The sequence below is a fragment of the Flavobacteriaceae bacterium HL-DH10 genome (assembly GCA_031826515.1).
Classification (GTDB): domain Bacteria; phylum Bacteroidota; class Bacteroidia; order Flavobacteriales; family Flavobacteriaceae; genus Thalassobellus; species Thalassobellus suaedae.
Genome location: CP134536.1, coordinates 3976547 through 3995623, shown reverse-complemented (window position 1 = coordinate 3995623; position 19077 = coordinate 3976547). Strand labels below are relative to the sequence as shown.

Sequence of the window (19077 nt, the reverse complement as noted above, 5' to 3'; positions counted from 1 at the left end):
TATGCAATTACTAAAACATTTTAAAGAATTAACCATTCATCCGAATAATGCTCAAGAGGTGAAGTCTTTAATTGTGCAGCTTGCCATTGATGGTAAATTAACGAAAACAAGTAAAGTAAAGCATACTTGTATTGGTGAAATAATTGAGTTTACCAAAAATGGTTTTTCAGGAAGACCAAATGATGAAGGTATTGGAGCAAAAAGATTAGGAATTGAAACCGTTACACAAACTGACTTCATTGAGGTTAATGAAGACATGGCGAAGTATATTGAAATAGCTGAAGATAAGAAAGATAAGTATTTTGTTAAGAATAATGATGTTCTAATATGTAGACAAAATGGAAATTTAAATTTTGTTGGTAAGGCAGGTGTGTATTATGGCGAAGATAATCAACTTATTTTTTCAGATTCCTTGATACAAGTTAGGCCAAGTTTGGATATTGTTGATTCAAGTTACTTGTGTATTTTTATCAATTCTAAAACTGCTAGATATCAATTAGATAAATTTTGCTCCACAACGGCAGGTAACTTCAGCATAAATGGTACAAACTTAAAAAAAGTCGCGGTTCCTGTTTACACACTCGAAGAACAAAAAGCAATCGTTGAAATTGTAGAAACCTTATTTAAAGAAGTAGAGCAATTAGAGCAATTAACCGCTGAGCGTATTACTTTAAAAGAAAAGTTCGTTACTTCTGCTTTAAACCAACTGACAACCAACAATACCAAAAAAGAATGGGCATTTTTACAAGAACATATTCATGATTTCTTTAATGAAACCTCTAACATTAAAAAATTACGAGAAACAGTTTTACAATTAGCCGTTCAAGGTAAACTAACTCAAGATTGGCGTTCATGTCACCCTGAACTTGTTTCAGGGTCTCATCACGCCAGCGAACTCCTAAAACGAATCCAAAAAGAGAAATCAAAACTCATTAAAGACAAAAAAATAAAAAAGGAAAAACCATTACCTCCAATTACCAAAGATGAAATGCCTTATGAATTACCTGAAGGTTGGGTTTGGTGTAGATTTCAAGAGGTTTTTGACATTCGTGATGGCACACACGATTCACCAAAAAACGTATCTGGAGCTAATTCTTATCCACTAGTTACAAGTAAAGATTTTAAAAATGGTGAAATAGATTTTGAAAGCGCTAAAAGAATTTCAAAAGAAGATTATTATAAAATAATTCAACGGTCATTAGTAGAAGAAGATGATATTCTATTTTCAATGATTGGAGGTAATTTGGGAAACCAAGTAATGGTTAAAGGTAATACTGATTTTGCAATAAAAAATGTAGCTCTTTTTAAGTATTACAATAAGTCATTAAGTGTTCCAGATTTTTTAAAAACATTTAGTGAACATATTGCTTATGCTGTGCAAGAAAAGGCAAGTGGAGGTGCACAACCATTTGTATCTTTAACATTTCTTCGTCAGATGTTAATTCCGCTTCCACCGCTTGAAGAACAAAAAGCCATCGTCCAAAAAGTAAATACTTTAATGGGTTTATGTGATGCTTTAGAGCAAGAAGTTCAACAAAGCCAACAACAAAGCGAGGAATTAATGCAGAGTTGTTTGCGGGAGGTTTTTAATTAATACTAATAGTGATGAAAGAAAAATTATTAAAAATTGAAAAACAATTAGGTAGTTGTGATATTCAAAAATATTTAAAGCAGATTGATGTTACAATAAGTAGAATTAACGAAGGTGTACTCACAATAATTCCAAATTAATATATTTAAAACAATATGGATCAACTTTATTCATTAAGGAAAAATTTCACAATTATTGGACTTACAGGTAAATCTGGAGCTGGTTGTACTCAAATTGCTAATTCACTATCTAATCCTGGATTTGCCAATTCTTTAAAGAAACTAATTGTAAAAGAAACTTCTGATACTGAACAATTAAAACTTAATGTTTGTATAAAGTATCTGCAAAATGATAATAATTGGAATGAATACAAGATCATAAACTATAAAGATGTGCTGTTTTTGCATTTAATTTATGAATCTGTTCTTTATACCAAAGATAGCAATGAAGCCATTGATAACATTATTGAAAACATTATCCAAAATGGTCATTCAAAAGATTCAACTTTTTCCAATAGATTTGATAATGTAGCTGAAAATATTGACAAGATTAAAGATTTTTTTAAACAAGAAGATAAGAGTTGGTTTGATTATCCGCATCAAAATTTAACCTGTGATTTACTTAAAGAATGTTTAGCAGATAGGAAAGAAAGCCCAGAATTTTTTAGTTATTATTTTGATTATTTTGAAGATTTTTCAAATCGGTTTTTTCAACTAATTAATTCTATTGATTTTACTAAAAGCACAAGATTAACACATGATTTAGCAAATAATTTAAGGGCATTTGGTACGGTCAAATCTGATGATTTTTGCAATTCAGATATTGACAATGTATATACGGTAGCCGAAACTATTAATAGAATAATTAAAAACTGGAAAGCAAAAAAGGAAACTACAAAAATCATAATCGACTCCTTAAAAAATTCTTTAGAGTTAATGTATTTTAAAGAAAAGTATGCTGCCTTTTATTCTATTGCAGTGAATAAATCTGAAAGTGAAAGGGAGAAGTATGTCGAAGACTTTATTAATAACCATTTCAAGAATTATAGTTCTGAACAAATAGCCGAACATGTCAAACAAGTTTTATTCTTGAGTAATATAGAATATGATGGGAAACAAGTCAATGACGGAGAATTTCTATGTCCTGATATAGAGAATTGTATTCAGAAAAGTGATTTTCATATTTTCTTTTCAAATTATGCTTCAATAAAGAAAAATGGTTATCAAGATTATGAGGTTGAAGTGTTAAACCAATGTCCAAAGGGTATTGAAGAAAAACTGAAAAAAGAGCTATCGGCTTATACTAATTTAAATATAGATATACAGCTTGCTAAATTCGTAGCATTAATAAATAGACCAGGTATAATTACACCAAATGCCTTCGAAAGATCAATGCAAGTGGCTTTCAATGCTAAGGTAAACTCTGGTTGTATTTCACGTCAAGTAGGTGCTGTAGTAACTGACGAAAGTTATTCTGTTAAAGCTATAGGCTGGAATGATATTCCAAGGATGCAAATACCATGTAATTTGCGAAGCGCCGAAGATCTAATTAAAGGTAACAATAAGGAACATTTTAGTGATTTTGAGAAAGGTTTAGCTGGTGAGTATAAAGATGGAGAAAAGTTTAATAAAAAAATAGAGGAAGAATTTAAACGTTTTGACACGTCTAAATTAGAAGGAAGGCATTGTTCCTTTTGTTTTAAAACTTTTCATAATGCTTTTGAAGGCGAGAAAAATCAAGTCCATACACGATCATTGCATGCTGAAGAAAATGCTATGCTGCAAATAACTAAGTATGGAGGTCAAGGACTGAAGAATGGTAATCTTTTTACGACTGCTAGTCCTTGTGAATTATGCTCTAAAAAAGCATTCCAATTAGGTGTTAAAAATATTTATTATATAGATCCATATCCAGGAATAGCAACTACTCATATTCTAACAAATAGTAGAAAGGTAAATGCTAGGCCAAATTTAGTAATGTTCCAAGGAGCCGTGGGAAGGGCATTTCATAAACTTTATGATCCATTTATGTCTCACAAAGATGAGCTTGCTATTCTTGCGAATATTAAGCCAAAAGAGAATAAAAAACTCAAAATTAAGGGACTTACTAAAGACAACGTAGAAATAGAGTTAATTGAGAAAATTCTAAATGATGAAGCTTTTAAGAAAAGTGTTATAGATTTAAATAAAAGCTAATTTGGATTAAAGAAAGCAATATTACTTATAAACATTAATAATTAATTTATTAAAGGTAGATGGCGGCATACGATTTTTCAACATTAAACAGTTCTGATTTAGAAGATTTAGTTTGTGACTTGTTAAATGAAGATCAACCTCAAGACTCTGTTATAAAATACAAAACCTTTAAAGAGGGGCGAGATTTGGGTATTGATATACTTTATTCGTCAGATTCCAAAGAATATGACCATGTTGGACAGGTAAAGCATTATCGTGTTACTGGTTACACTGGTTTAATCAAAGACTTAAAAGAAAAGGAAGTAGATAAAGTGAAAAAGCTCTCTCCCAACAGGTATATTTTTGCAACTTCAGTTGATTTGTTGGTTTCAAATACTAAAGAAATAAAAGAAGTTTTTACACCTTATATAAAAAACATAAATGATATATATGGTAAAAAAAATTTAAACAGACTAATTGAAAAACACGAGAATGTTTTACATATTCATTATAAATTATGGCTTTCTGACATTTCAGTTTTAAAAATAATTCTTAACTCAGATTTAGAATTTAGATCTACAAATTTTATCGAAAATGAATTAAAGAAGAGGATAAGATTATATGTTCAAACACCTATGTTTAGAAAAGCTCAAAATGCTTTAGTAAATAATAATTTTATAATAATTACTGGTGAGCCAGGAGTAGGTAAGACAACTTTAGCAGAAATGTTGATCTATGAATACATAGCAAAAGGGTATAGGTTAACTTATGTTTTAGATGATATAAGAGATGCTGAAAAAGTTTTAACGATGGATGATTCTAAACAAATTATTTATTATGATGATTTTTTAGGTAGTAATGCAGTTGAGATTGAAAAATCTAAAGGGAATGAAACTAGATTACGAAAGATTCTTAGGCGCATAACTAAAATGACAAACAAGCTAGTCGTTTTTACAACTAGAACTCATCTTTTAGAGTCAGCCCTAGAAGATTCTGAAAATTTGCGTAGATTTAATTTAAAAGCTCAAACAAGTACTTTTGAATTAAAAGAATATGATTTATCCCTGAAGAAAAAGTTGTTTATTAATCATATAGAGGAAAGTTCAATTTCCTCGGAATTTAAAGATTTATTATATGAAGAGCGTATTGTGAATTTTGTAATAAATCATAATAGCTTTACTCCTCGTTCTGTCGAATATATCACAAGTGAAAATAATATAGAAGTTGTAAATGTTGCTGATTATGAAATATTTGTAAAGAATAGTTTTGAATATCCAGAAGAAATATGGAAACATGCCTATTTAAATCAAATTAATGAAGATGATAGATTATTATTGAATACACTTTTAACTTTCGGCAAACCTGTTAATATCGAATTATTAGAAAATTCTTTTTTGCAAAGAGAAAGATATGAAGTGGAATTTAACAATAAGTCAAAGAAAATATATTCCTTCAAAAAGACTTTAAAGCGATTAGATGGGGGATTTATAATTATTAAAAAAGATAAGATAGATTTTATTAATCCATCATTGGTTGATTTTCTATTAGATTTTCTTAAAAAAGATTTTAACGAGGTACTTAGTATAATTGAATCAATTCGATATGCACCTCAATTTTCGGAGCGATTACATTCACTTGCTCTATTTGATGAAAAGGGTATGTCAAAATATCTTCAAAGAAGGCTCATTGAGGACTACAACCTTTTTATAAATGATAAAGGAACTCGAGATGCTCAGTTGATTCAAATGGCCATATTAATTCATAAATATGTTATTTGTGAAAATACAGATGTGATTATTTGTGATATTATCGAAGAAATTGAAGAATGGGAATCATTACATTATAACTACATATTGAATTCTCAATTCCGATTATTCATGAAATCTGTTAAGAAAAATATAAAAATTAATTCTCTATTGCAAGAAAAAATAATTGAAATTACAACAGAATTAGTTACGGGTGAATATGATATTACTGATGCTATTAAATTATTTAACTCATTAACTAGCAGTTTTGAAATTGATTTTAATACAATTGATACTCAGGAAATAAACTATCATTTTGACGAACTATTTGAGGATTATATTTCGCAGGAAGCCCAATGGTTAGTGGATTATGCATTAGACGAAAAGGAAGTAGAGGATAAACTACTAGAAATAAAATTTTTATCAGATAAGTTTAATGATTTTGGTTTTAAATATGTACCAAATTTTGGTCCATTTGAAAGGTCAAATTGGAATGAAATCATTCTTTATAATTTATATAAAAGAGCGATGGAAAAAGATGATTAATTTTGAGATTTTGAATTACATTATATAAAGTTTTAATTGAAAAACATCATGAAACGAGCCTATTATTCAAACACAATCCAAAACTTCATTGAGGATAATGATTCAAGAATTTTAGGTGAATTAAGTCTATATCACACTTATGCTTTAGAAGAATTGCAACGAAATGCTTGGATTGGCCAGATAGAGGTTTTAAAAGAACAGTTAATTCAGTTTCAAGCAGGTAAAATTTACTTTGAATTTGCTATCCCAAGAATGGGAAAACGTGTGGATATTATCATTATTATTAAGCATATAATTTTTGTTATTGAATTTAAAGTTGGTGATAATACTTATGGCAATCATGCTATAGAACAGGTGATAGATTATACCCTAGATTTAAAGAATTTTCATCAAGGTAGTCATAATACAACTTTAATTCCAGTACTCGTATCTACTCATGCTCAGGATTTTGAAAACGAACAAGTGGATATAGATGCTTATGTTACCGCAGCAAAAACGAATAGATATAATTTAGGCACATACCTTAAAAAGGTTTTAGAAAATTCAAATGGAAATGAAATAGATACTTTTGCATGGGAAAATTCAATATACAAGCCAACACCAACAATTGTTGAAGCGGCACAAGCCTTATATAAAGGTCATAATGTAAAAGAAATTTCAAGATCTGATTCTGGGGCTATAAATTTATCAAGAACAGCCGATTGCCTAAATGAGGTTATTGAATACTCAAAAACCCATTCTAAAAAATCAATTTGTTTTGTCACAGGTGTTCCTGGCGCAGGTAAGACCTTGGCTGGTTTAAATATTGCCAATGAACGCATGAAATCAGATGAAGATGAGCATGCAGTCTTCTTATCTGGAAATGGTCCTTTGGTTGCGGTATTAAGAGAAGCTTTAACAAGGGATGAAGTTTTAACAGCCAAGACCAAAGGAGAATTACTAACCAAGAAACAAGCGGCGATTAGGGCGAATGCATTTATTCAAAATATTCATCATTTTAGAGACGACAATTTAATATCAACAAAAGAACCTGTAGAAAAAGTGGTTGTTTTTGATGAAGCGCAACGTGCCTGGACTAATGAAAAGGCCACGTCCTTTATGAAAGTCAAAAAGGGAATAGCAGATTTTAATATGTCTGAACCCGAATTTTTGATTGATGTCATGAATAGACATGAAGATTGGTGCACTATTATTTGCTTAATTGGAGGCGGTCAAGAAATAAATACGGGTGAGGCTGGTTTAGAGGCGTGGATAAGCGCATTAAAAGATCATTATTCAGAATGGGATATCCACTATTCAGATTTAATTATTGAAAATGACAATTATATAAGGAATAAGGATATTAAAAGATGGGTAACCAATAATGGTATAAAGGAGCAAGATTTGCATTTAGCTATTTCCATTAGGTCATTTAGATCAGAACAATTATCAAACTTCATCCATGAATTATTAGAATTAAATTTTAACAATGCTCAAAGTCTGTTCAATCAAATAAAAAAAGATTTTCCAATTGTTATTACAAGAGATCTGGATATTGCTAAAAATTGGCTTCGAGGTATGGCTAAGGGGACAGAACGAACAGGAGTTGTGGGATCTTCTGGAGCAAGAAGACTTCGTCCATTCGGTATTGATGTTAAAAATGAAATAGCACCATCAAATTGGTTTTTAGACGGAAAAGAAGATGTAAGGTCCTCTTATTTTTTAGAAATAGTTGCTACAGAATTTGATATACAGGGATTAGAAATCGACTGGGTTTGTCTCACATGGGGAGCAGACTTTTTTATGGATAATGACCAATGGGGTTATCAAAAATTTAAAGGCTCAAAATGGCAAAATATAAATCAGGATATTATACGGCAGTATTTGAAGAATGCTTACAGAGTGCTTTTAACGAGAGCTCGGCAAGGCATGGTGATATTTATTCCAGAAGGTTCAGAGATTGACCATACAAGGCCTATATTTCTTTATGACGGAACCTACGATTATTTTAAAAAACTTGGTATTCCAGAATTATTAACTAAAGTGTTTAAAGAAAGAAAGCCTGAATTTAATACAAGCTCTTATAAGCAAGTGAAGGCAAATAATCAACCTAAAACAGAAGTAAATAGAACACAAAACAAACAGTTGCATTTAAAATTAAATGAAGCCATCAAGAGGAAAGAATGAGGGTGGGTAAGTTAGTAAAAACCTTTATGCACTATCTTATTGAGAATGACTTACTAGATAAAAATGATATTTATTTACTTCAACAAGAAAGTTATTCTAAAAACATATTTGATATTCAATACCCTATGTTAAAGAAAGCGTTACCATCTGATGGCAACAATATTCTAAGATATTGGAGTGGACCGGTTTTAATTAAAGGTAGTCGTTATTTTATCTGTTCAGAATGGTATGAGCAACCAAATAATAATGATAGACCATTTTTTGAAGCCTGGTATAGGAAAAAATTAAAATTCTAATAAGGGTCAAGAGTATATTTTTAGAGCTTCTAATAATGTTAAAAGTAGCATGCGGAATAATTTACAAGGGAGATGAAATCTTTATAGGGCGTCGTAAAGAAGGTAAATCTATGGCTGGAAAATGGGAGTTTCCCGGAGGAAAGGTTGAAGAAAATGAATCTAAAAAAAGCGCTTTAATAAGAGAATTGAGGGAAGAACTTGGAATGGCTGTAAATGTTCATGAAAAATTAGGTACTAATATTCATGCTTATGATGCTTTTACTATAAATTTGGTGGCTTACAGATGTAGTTTTATTTCAGCCAAATTTGATCTTACAGACCACGATAAATTTGAGTGGGTCTTACCATATAATCTTAAAAATTATGATTTAGCAGAAGCAGATATTCCTTTGATTAATTTATTATTATAAATAAGATATTACTGATGAAAGCAGAAACAGTTTTTGAAGTTTATAAAGCATTAAACCATTTTGAACAGAATAGGTTAAATGAACTAATAAAAGACGATTTGAATAAGGTTTCTAAATTAGATTATTATGAGGATACCGTCAAAATAATAGCAAGAAATTTACTTGCTATACTTGATATATGCCAAAAAAGAACAATAAAATAAAAAATTAAATAGGTTAAATCTTGCAAAGTTATTTGAAAGAGGTTTCATATTTTTAATTAGATGAAATTTAAAACATGAAAGCAGAAACTGTATTTGAAGTTTATAAAGCATTAGAACATAGTGAACAGGATAGACTTTATGATATGGTTAAGGCCCATTTTAATTCCAAATATGATTTTAAAAGATCTAAAAAAGGAAAAAAACTTGATTTTACTAAAGCTGATGCAATGCGCTATTTAATTGAAAAGGTGGTTATGAAAAAAATTAAGAAATCATAGAGAAACTAATTTACTTCTAATAATCTTCTGCACATCCACATTGTCCTTCTGAGGAATCAAATAATTTTCCAATGCCTCATTAGTGGTTATTTGTTCCGATCTATCAATAAAGCCATAACCCAAATACACATTGTTTTTGATGAGTACAAAGGCTTCTTCTTCAGAATGCCTTCCTTTTTCCTTGATCACGATATCTTTAGATTTTTCAAGTGTAAGTTTTACGGCATTTTTAACACGTGCATTGTATTTATCTATGGGTTCATTTTCATTACAGATGCCATGGCAGGTTTTTATTTTGTAATGTGAGCAATGGTTAACACCTTCCTGTAAGTGGCAGTATTTTGGGCACAGTTCAAATTGGGCACAAAGACGTTCCAAAAATTGTCGGCAATCTGTAATGTTATAAAAAGTGAATAATGGGTTTGGTATGGCTTTTATGGTATTATATGCCAAGTGAATGATTCCTTTTCTGTCTTCATAACTAAAAACGGCAAAAGCATTCGGGTTTCTTTTTGAAGCTTGGTTATATTCTGGGAAGTAATGTTTTATGGCAGCATCTTCCATGAGAAGTGCGATAAGTTCACTACCAGATAGCTCAAAGTCTATATCCACTGTTTCCCTGCAAAGATTAAGTTCTTTTTCGGTCTTGTTATAAAAATGACCCAATACCCGTTTTTTTAAATCTTTTGCTTTACCTACATAAATGACCTTTCCTTTTTTATTCTTAAAATAATAAATACCCGCTTCATTGGGTATGGCATTAAAAACGGAGCTTGGCAAATGTGGTGGTAAGGTGGCTTCCTTAGAAGATTTTTTAAGAAAATCGTTGAACACGGTTTCAGAACCCTTGGCATGTAATAATTTTTCAAATAAGATAACGGTAGCTTCGGCATCACCTCGTGCCCTATGCCTGCCATTGATATTAATATCCAGTGCATGGCATATTTTCCCTAAGCTATAGGATTTGTGTCCGGGAATTAATTTTCTTGATAATCGTACAGTACACAATTTTTTTCTTCTAAAATCAATCCCAATATCTATAAATTCATTGCGTATTACGTTGTAATCAAAATTTACACTATGGGCAACAAAAATGGTATCTTCTGTAATGGCTAAAATATCTTTGGCCAGCTCTGAAAATGTTGGGGCATTGGCAACCAAGGCATTATCAATACCTGTTAATGCTGTTATGTAATCAGGTATATAGGCATCTGGATTGACCAATGACGTAAATTCATCAATAATTTGGGTACCATTATATTTGAAAATGGAAATTTCAGTGATTTTATTCCCTTGACCCGTGGTCTCAACATCAATAATGGTATACATCAGTGTTGCAGTTTTTCTAAAGCTTTCAATTCAACACCCAAGTCGTTGAACATACTGATAATACTGCTTAATTTAAGTTCTTCCTCGCTGTATTCTTGAGTATTGATACTACATGTAAATTCCCAAATTTCTAAGACTTCATTTATTGGGACACTGTAGTCGTTGTACTTTTTGTTATCAGACATCAGTAATAATGAATTATTAAAATCAATATTATTCATAATACGCTTATAAACCATGCCATCATTTAAGGTTACTAAAATGTATGTTCTGCCTGTTTTTATTTCACTTCTATCTTCAATAAAACGAGCAATAACAAATGAGCCATCTTTCATAGGGAGCATCGAATCTCCTTTAATTGGAAACGCACGATGTTTTCCTGTAGGTAAAAAAGGCAATTTAATTTTTTGTAATTGCTCTATGTATTCAGGATCATCATAACCAGATAAATAACCAGCTGAAGCTTTAATAGGAACCACTTCAATTAAATTCTCGTTTTCTGAATCGACTATAATAGGAAATAAAACACGTTGATTTCCAATTTCAATAAAAGAGGAATCCTTAGATTTTGTTAAATCATTTCTTAAAAGAATATCAATAGGAATCTTAAAATAATCAGAAAGCATAATTAACACCTCAATAGTAGGCGCAGAGCGATTTTCTTCATAAGAACCAATTCTAGAGCGTGTTATATTTAGTTCTTCAGCAAGGGCTTCTTGCGATAGCTTTTTAAGAGTTCTTAAATGTTTTATGTTTTTAGCTATAATTTTCATAATACTACAAATATAAGCAATAACTACTTAAATATGTAGCTAATTTTGTGGTATGAATAAAAATATTTTGCATCTCGATTTAGACACCTTTTTTGTGTCATGTGAACGTTTAATTGATAGTCGTTTACAAAAACGACCTTTATTAGTAGGAGGTACTGGAGATAGGGGTGTGGTAGCGGCATGTAGTTATGAAACAAGACGCTTTGGAGTGCATTCTGGTATGCCTATGCGGTTGGCAAAATGCTTGTGTCCAGAAGCAGTTGTAATTCGAGGAAATTCATCGATTTACACAAAGCAATCACATTTAGTTACTAATATTATAAAGGAAAGTGTACCCGTATTTGAAAAGGCTAGTATTGATGAATTTTATGCAGATTTGAGTGGTATGGATAAGTTTTTTGGTAGTTATAAATATGCTTCCGAATTACGAACTAAAATAATTAAAGAAACAGGGTTGCCAATTTCATTTGGTTTGTCTTCTAACAAAATTGTTTCTAAGGTCGCAACAGGTGAAGCTAAACCCAATAACCAACTTAGAGTGGATTATGGTTTTGAAAAATCATTTATGGCGCCTTTATCTATAAAGAAAATACCATCAGTAGGAGAAAAGACTTATCAAATTCTTAGAAATTTAGGTATTGATAAAGTAAGAGTTGTTCAGCAAATGCCAGTTGAAATGATGCGTAGTGTTTTAGGTGTTAATGGGGTCACCATTTGGAAACGTGCCAATGGTATAGATAACCCTCCATTAATACCATTTCATGAACGAAAATCTATTTCTATCGAACGTACCTTTAATAAAGATACAATTGATGTTGTAAAGCTACGAACAACCATTTTTGCTATGGCTGAAAATTTAGCCTATCAATTACGTAGAGGTGAAAAATTAGCTTCCTGTATCAGTGTGAAAATTAGATATTCAGATTTTAATACCTATTCCAAACAGGTAAAAATACCATATACCAGTGCCGATCATCTTATTATTCCTAGAGTACTTGAATTGTTTGATAATTTATACCAAAGACGTTTACTGATCAGACTTGTAGGAGTGAAAATCAGTAATTTGGTAAGTGGTAATTATCAAATTAATTTGTTTGATGATACAGAAGAAATGCTAAGTTTATATAATGCTCTAGATACTATTCGAAGTCGTTATGGAGATTTAAGTGTACAAAAAGCAGCATCTATTGGAGCGAAATCTATAGGAGGTTCTCACAATCCTTTTAATGGTGAACCTCCTATTGTTTTAGCACACAGAAAACAATAATGTATTTAAATTGTCATACATATTATTCCTTACGCTATGGTACATTTTCAGAAGTAGATTTATTAGAGCTTGCTAAAGAAAATGGCGTGCGTATTTTGGCTTTAACCGATATTAATAATACATCGGCATGCCTTAATTTTATTCGTAAATCTATAGCGTTTAATATTAAACCAGTTATTGGTATTGATTTTAGAAATGGCGCTAAACAGTTATATGTAGGTTTGGCAAAAAACAACCAAGGTTTTCAAGAATTAAATACTTTTTTATCACATCATTCACACAACAAAACACCACTTCCAGATTTAGCACCTATATTAAAAAACACTTATTTTATTTATCCTTTAGAGCGTGTTATGGAATTAGAGAAAAAAGTATTTCATGATAATGAGTTTATAGGTATTTCAATAGAAGAACTTAAAAAAATACCGTTTTCAAGTTATAAATCTTATACAGATAAATTAGTCATTCAACAACAAGTTACTATTAGGAGTAAACGAGATTTTAATGCACATCGCTTATTAAGGGCTATTGATAATAATACACTTTTAAGTAAACTACAAAAAACAGAAGAGTGTAGTGAGCATGATAAAATGATACCTTTTGAAGATTTGAAACATAAATTTTCAGACTATCCTTTTGTTATTAGTAACACAATAAAACTTCTTAATAGTTGTAGAATTGATTTTAAATTTGGCGAACATAGAATTTCTCAAAATCAAACACTTTATCTAAATTCAGAAAAAGAAGATTACCAGCTACTAGTTAAGCTTTGTGAAGACCATTTGCATAAACGCTATAGTCAACCAGATAAAAAGGTGAGAACACGATTAGAGACTGAATTAAAAACGATTCGTCAGATGAATTTTGTATCATACTTTTTAATTAATTATGATATTATATCCTATTCAAAACAAATGGGATACATCCATGTGGGTCGGGGTAGTGGTGCGAATAGTATTGTAGCATATATAATTGGTATTACAGATGTAGATCCTATTGAGTTGGATTTGTATTTTGAGCGTTTTATTAATCCGTTTCGAGCATCACCACCAGACTTTGATATTGATTTTTCATGGAAAGATAGAGAAGATATTACCCAGTATATTTTTAACCGTTTTAAAAATGTCGCCTTATTAGCGACTTATAATACCTTTAAATATAAAGGAGTAGTAAGGGAATTGGGAAAAGTATTTGGACTGCCTAAGGAAGAAATAGATAAATTAAGTAAAGGAAATTACGATGTTAAAACATTAGATGAAATAGCGTTGTTAGTTTTGAAATATGGTGAGCTTATAAAAGGTTTTCCAAATCATTTAAGTGTCCATTCTTGTGGCATATTAATTTTAGAAAAACCTATTCATTATTATTCAGCAACAGATTTACCTCCTAAAGGGTTTCCAACAGTTCAGTTTGATATGATTATAGCAGAAGATGTTGGTGTTTTTAAATTTGATATACTAGGTCAGCGCGGTTTAGCTAAAATTAAAGAAGCTATTGAAATTATAAAGTACAATCGACCTGAATTACCACCAATAGATATAACACAAGTTGAAAATTTTAAAAAAGACCCAAACATCAATAATTTATTAAAGCAAGGCAAAGCCATTGGAGCATATTATGTAGAATCTCCAGCAATGCGTGGTTTAATGCGAAAATTACAAACCCAAGATTATTTAGGCTTAGTGGCTGCTAGTTCTATTATTAGACCAGGTGTTTCAAGTTCGGGAATGAAAAATGAATTTATTATTAGACAACGGCATCCTGAAAAACGCAAAGAGGCTAATCCTATCTTGCTTGAAATAATGCCAGAGACTTATGGCATTATGGTGTACCAAGAAGATGTGCTTAAAGTAGCCAATAAGTTTGCTGGATTGGATTTAGGAGAAGCTGATGTGTTACGACGTGGTATGAGTGGGAAATTTAGATCACGAGCAGAATTTACTGCTGTGGAAGAAAAATTCATTAATAATTGTAAAGCTAAAGGGTATCCAGATGAGCTAACCTTTGAAGTCTGGAATCAAATAAAAAGTTTTGCAGGTTATGCTTTTGCAAAAGGACATTCGGCTTCATATGCCGTTGAGAGTTACCAAAGCTTATATTTAAAATGTTATTTTCCATTGGAATTTATGGTAGCCGTTCTTAATAACGGGGGAGGTTTTTATAGTGCAGAACATTATATACATGAAGCAAAAATGTGTGGTGGTGTTATAGAAGCACCATGTATTAATAAAAGTGATCATCCAAACATTATAAGAGGTAAGGTTATTTATTTAGGCTTTGGATATTTGAAAAGTTTGGAAATATTAACTGTAAAGCGAATATTAACTGAAAGGCAGTTTAATGGTGCGTTTTTGTCTTTAGATGATTTTATTGATAGGGTTGTTATTAGCATCGAACAATTAACCATTTTGATTAGAATAGATGCTTTTCGATTTACAAAACAATCTAAAACTGAATTGTTATGGCAAGCTATATTTAAATTAAATGCGAGTAAAGCTAAAACAACACAATCAAAATTATTTAAGCCTAATCACAAACAATTTAAGTTGCCAAGTTTAACCACAACTTGGGTTGAAAATGCTTATGATCAAATGGAATTATTAGGTTTTCCTTTGTGTAATTATTTTGAGTTGATAAATGACGAACTCATTGAAAATATAAAAGCTATAGACATGAAAAAGTACATTAATCAAACTGTTGTGCTTTATGGTGTACTTGTAAACACACGATTTCATAAAGGGTCTAATGAGAAATTAATGCGTTTTTGCACTTTTACAGATAGAGAAGGAGATTATTTTGATACGGTTCATTTTTCTAAAGTAGTCGATAAATACCCTATAAATGGTTTAGGTGTTTACGCGTGTTGTGGTAGAATAGTTGAAGAGTTTGATTTTTGTAGTTTAGATATAATTTGGACTAAAAAGCTATCTTTATTACAAGATCCAAGAAGTTTAAATTGAAAAGAACATTTTTTATTTTATAACTTTAGCATTAAAACAAAAATCTAATGTGCTTTCATACTAGTACAATCCATAAAACAAAAAAGCTTGAAGAACATTTTAAAGTTAATTTAAGTTCTGAAACAATTCGCCCCATTTTTGATAAACCCAATTATCATTTAAATGGGTTTGCACATCCTAATATGTTAGTCATTCCACAAGAGAAATCAGATGTATTGGCTCCAGGTGTTTGGGGTATTGTACCGTCAAATAAAAAATCAAGTAAAATTAAAGACTATTATAAAGAGGCAGTTAAGTATGGAGGTGGCTTAAATGCTCGATCTGAAAAACTATTTCAACATTATCTATATCGTGAATCTGTTATGAGTAGAAGGTGTGTTATTCCTGTTACTGGTTTTTTTGAACCCCATGAACACAATAAAAAGAAATACCCTTTTTATATTCAGGGCAAAGACCATCAACCATTGGGATTGGCAGGTATTTATTCGGTTATAGATACATACATTACATTTACCATTTTAACCAAAGAAGCATCACCCTTTTTTGAAAAAATCCATAATGTTAAAAAAAGACAGCCTATTATTTTAGATGAAGACCAAATGGAGCATTGGTTGGATGGCGATATAAGTCAGGATGATGTAAAAGAAATTATCCACACCAACTATTCCGAATCTAAATTGGAAGCATACACCGTTAGCAAGGATTTGTTCAGTCCTAAAGTAGACAGTAATTCAGAACGGATTATAGAAGTAGTTAATTACCCAGAATTGTCAGGGATTTAGGCTGTTTGTTTTGAAATAGTGTAGTTTTTTGACCTCAGCTCTTTGTTGCCATTAGTACTTTTATTCATTTTCCATTATTCTTTTCAATTCCGAAACTGAATAAGCAGGCTTTTGTTTATGTAACATAGCGTGACAATTCGGACACACAGGAATTAAGTCTGTTTTAGGATTTACAGAATATTCTTTTCCGATTGTTGAAATGTCAACGATATGGTGAACGTGAATGAAATTCATTCCTAATTCGCCAAACTTTTCTTGAAAATTGAAATTGCACACTTGACAATTTAAACCGAAATGTTCAATACATTCCTGTCTTGCTTGCCTATTTCGCTCGTAGCTATTAACTATTACGTGTCTCGTTTTTCCTTCTGAATATTCTACTTCTTTCTCAACTTCGTTGGGAAACACTGTTTCCGAAAAATCATTTTCTGTTATTCGTTTCCACTTATCATAAACTGCTCTGCCTTTAATAACAGAAGCACCCGAAGTTCCTTCATAATAAACTATATGTTTGTCAACAGCTTTTAATGCGGTTTTAAGTATCAAATTTCCATTCTCATTATAAATATTTTCGAGATAATAATCTGTTGCGTAAACGTTTATAGTTCTTGTGTATAATTCGCCTTCCATTAATTTTGAATAAGCATAAATATAATCTCGTGATGAACTTTGTTTTAGTCCGATATCTACTAAAATTTTTGTTCCATCAGTTAAGGAAAGTTCATTGAGATAGACTTTTTTGGCAATTTCAAACGCCTTATGTATTTGTTCTTTTGTGTTTATACTCATCTATCGCAATGGTTTTTTCGTATTAATGGCAACGGTCTCGTATAAGAATAGTTGCGGGTTTACGTGCGAGGATTTTCCGCAGGAAAATCAGACGTAGTAAACTTGCAACTACCATTGGTTAAGCCCAAAATTGAGCAATTATTTTTATACATTGTTAGGCACAGTTAATTTATCAGTTCTCTAGTTATTTTAAATTCGTATTGTTTTTTTAAGGCTTTATAAATAGGTATTGATTTACTTTTGCAAAAAGCATTAATTTCTTGCTTATGCGTCTCTTCCATATTTAAACCAAGAATAACTTCACGAATACAATTTTCAGGCAAATTAGCTATTCTGTTAGGCTCTTCATTAGGTTTATCAAAGTATAATTTAGTTAGCCTATATTCTTTTTCGTATTCCCATTCTTTCGCCTTAAAATGTGTTTGATAAAAACTAGTTATAATTTTATCTTCGGCAGTTAGTGGGTCTATTTTGGGTAAACCCTCTTCGTAAGTAACATTTCCGCCTTTGCCAAAAAAACCACTTGTTCTTATAATTTCTTCGTCAAATCCGACACAATACCCTTTGTGAAAGTCGCCATAGTGACTCCACATAAGGATTGAGTCCCATCTTCCACTCAATGATAATACTCCAAGATATTTATCGGTAAACTCAATATCAATAGCTTCAAATTCTTTTTGATATAGGTCAAGATTTTTAAGTCTATCTCTTAAATGTTCTCTTTCGTATTCAATATCTCTACCTTCAGATTTTAAATATTCTAAATTGCCTTTGATTCCCTTATCTATATATTTATCAATTTTTTCAGGTGTATCGAGAAGATGATGGTTTTTTGTTACGCGACAATCAAAAGGGTCGTTAAAGTCAGATGGTGGCGAAAGAAATACTTGTCTCTTTAACAAAACATCTTTATGGAAGTCATTTGTCCAATTTCTGTACTTATAAACAATCTCTGGTAGTTTCGGTTTCATAATTGTGCCTAACGTATGTATATAGTTACTGGTAACTATATATCTACTATAAAGAGAATAAAAATAAGTTTATTCTTTCAAACACAAAAGAAATAGTAAGAATTGTTTTAAACTAAATTGCAGATAGTGTAGAACCTGTTTTTCCTAAAGCCCTCTAATAAGAACTAATTATTAGATATTACGAATATGCCTAGAATTTTTTAAAATATAATTATCAGCTAATCTTTCAATGTCCCTTATAGTTTTTTGCCTACCTTCTAGGATCCATTCATTTATATTATTTTTATCAAAGTATAATTTATTACCGCGTTTAGAATGGGGCATATTTTTTTTTGCCGTATATCCATAAATCGTTGGAATTGATAGATTCAAATAGTTAGCAACATCTTTGATCGTCATTAAAGTCGGTATACTGTGTGTGATTTTATTATTGCATAAATTCCCAAGATTGGCTTCTAGCAGTTTTTCTATTCGATCTAATCTTTGCTTAATAATTTCAAAAGGGTTTTCCATAATTATAAATATTTGCTTAAACATAACAATTAGGATTGATCCAAAGAATGATAGTGCCGTACAGTAATCGTACAGATATTAAAACAAAAAATCCGTAAAATGCTGATAATCAACAGTATTACGGATTTTTAAAGCGGAGAAAGAGGGATTCGAACCCCCGGAGGTGTGACCCTCAACAGTTTTCAAGACTGCCGCATTCGACCACTCTGCCATTTCTCCTTGAGTGTCTCATCAGGTATTCCCTGAATGCGGGTGCAAATATAGTATCCTTTTTCTTTCTATTC

The 19077-nt window shown here is 30.9% G+C and carries 17 protein-coding genes and 1 tRNA gene; 12 read left to right on the top strand and 6 right to left on the bottom strand.

Annotation, left to right across the window (positions count from 1 at the left end; translation table 11 throughout):
- Position 1 precedes the first annotated feature (1 nt).
- The 9 genes from RHP49_16915 (at position 2) to RHP49_16875 (ending at position 9409) form a co-directional block, all read left to right on the top strand.
- Positions 2–1594, top strand: coding sequence for a restriction endonuclease subunit S (locus RHP49_16915; GenBank protein ID WNH12556.1), 1593 nt, complete (start codon positions 2–4; stop codon positions 1592–1594).
- 8 nt (positions 1595–1602) lie between these two features.
- The gene (locus tag RHP49_16910) at positions 1603–1731 is read left to right on the top strand and encodes a hypothetical protein (protein WNH12555.1); all 129 of its coding nucleotides are present in this window, start codon (positions 1603–1605) and stop codon (positions 1729–1731) included.
- A 15-nt stretch (positions 1732–1746) separates the two neighbouring features.
- Entirely contained in the window at positions 1747–3786 is a 2040-nt protein-coding gene (locus tag RHP49_16905) for a hypothetical protein (protein WNH12554.1), read from the top strand.
- A 59-nt stretch (positions 3787–3845) separates the two neighbouring features.
- Entirely contained in the window at positions 3846–6056 is a 2211-nt protein-coding gene (locus RHP49_16900; protein WNH12553.1) for a hypothetical protein, read from the top strand.
- 48 nt (positions 6057–6104) lie between these two features.
- Positions 6105–8222: a DUF2075 domain-containing protein gene (locus tag RHP49_16895; protein ID WNH12552.1), complete on the top strand. Its 2118-nt coding sequence runs from the start codon at positions 6105–6107 to the stop codon at positions 8220–8222.
- Between the two features lie 26 nt (positions 8223–8248).
- On the top strand, positions 8249–8518 hold the full coding sequence (locus RHP49_16890; protein WNH12551.1) for a hypothetical protein: 270 nt from the start codon (positions 8249–8251) through the stop codon (positions 8516–8518).
- Between the two features lie 35 nt (positions 8519–8553).
- Positions 8554–8928, top strand: coding sequence for a (deoxy)nucleoside triphosphate pyrophosphohydrolase (locus tag RHP49_16885; GenBank protein ID WNH12550.1), 375 nt, complete (start codon positions 8554–8556; stop codon positions 8926–8928).
- Positions 8929–8942: 14 nt separating this feature from the next.
- A complete protein-coding gene (locus RHP49_16880; GenBank protein WNH12549.1) occupies positions 8943–9131 on the top strand; it encodes a hypothetical protein in 189 nt (62 codons plus the stop codon).
- Between the two features lie 74 nt (positions 9132–9205).
- The gene (locus tag RHP49_16875) at positions 9206–9409 is read left to right on the top strand and encodes a hypothetical protein (GenBank protein WNH12548.1); all 204 of its coding nucleotides are present in this window, start codon (positions 9206–9208) and stop codon (positions 9407–9409) included.
- On the opposite strand, the gene RHP49_16870 is transcribed toward RHP49_16875, so the two are convergent.
- Positions 9404–10741, bottom strand: a complete 1338-nt coding sequence (locus tag RHP49_16870; protein WNH14442.1) for an exonuclease domain-containing protein — start codon at positions 10739–10741, stop codon at positions 9404–9406. The two genes, RHP49_16875 and RHP49_16870, sit on opposite strands and share 6 nt — an antisense overlap.
- Positions 10738–11511: a LexA family transcriptional regulator gene (locus RHP49_16865; GenBank protein ID WNH12547.1), complete on the bottom strand. Its 774-nt coding sequence runs from the start codon at positions 11509–11511 to the stop codon at positions 10738–10740. The genes RHP49_16870 and RHP49_16865 overlap by 4 nt, the downstream gene beginning before the upstream one ends.
- 52 nt (positions 11512–11563) lie before the next feature.
- Between RHP49_16865 and RHP49_16860 the strand changes: the two genes are divergently transcribed.
- The 3 genes from RHP49_16860 to RHP49_16850 are packed head-to-tail and all read left to right on the top strand — an operon-like array spanning position 11564 to position 16520.
- Complete coding sequence (locus tag RHP49_16860; protein ID WNH12546.1) at positions 11564–12778, top strand: DNA polymerase IV; 1215 nt, start codon at positions 11564–11566, stop codon at positions 12776–12778.
- A complete protein-coding gene (gene dnaE, locus RHP49_16855) occupies positions 12778–15738 on the top strand; it encodes a DNA polymerase III subunit alpha (GenBank protein ID WNH12545.1) in 2961 nt (986 codons plus the stop codon). The genes RHP49_16860 and dnaE overlap by 1 nt, the downstream gene beginning before the upstream one ends.
- Before the next feature lie 47 nt (positions 15739–15785).
- Positions 15786–16520, top strand: a complete 735-nt coding sequence (locus RHP49_16850) for an SOS response-associated peptidase (protein WNH12544.1) — start codon at positions 15786–15788, stop codon at positions 16518–16520.
- A gap of 60 nt (positions 16521–16580) precedes the next feature.
- Here the strand turns inward: RHP49_16850 and RHP49_16845 are convergent, their stop codons facing one another.
- From RHP49_16845 to RHP49_16830, 4 genes are all read right to left on the bottom strand, one after another.
- The gene (locus tag RHP49_16845) at positions 16581–17309 is read right to left on the bottom strand and encodes an HNH endonuclease (protein ID WNH12543.1); all 729 of its coding nucleotides are present in this window, start codon (positions 17307–17309) and stop codon (positions 16581–16583) included.
- A gap of 164 nt (positions 17310–17473) precedes the next feature.
- The gene (locus tag RHP49_16840; protein WNH12542.1) at positions 17474–18280 is read right to left on the bottom strand and encodes a DUF2971 domain-containing protein; all 807 of its coding nucleotides are present in this window, start codon (positions 18278–18280) and stop codon (positions 17474–17476) included.
- Positions 18281–18451: 171 nt separating this feature from the next.
- Complete coding sequence (locus RHP49_16835) at positions 18452–18793, bottom strand: helix-turn-helix domain-containing protein (protein ID WNH12541.1); 342 nt, start codon at positions 18791–18793, stop codon at positions 18452–18454.
- 134 nt (positions 18794–18927) lie between these two features.
- Positions 18928–19012, bottom strand: a tRNA-Ser gene (locus RHP49_16830).
- Between the last annotated feature and the right edge of the window lie 65 nt (positions 19013–19077).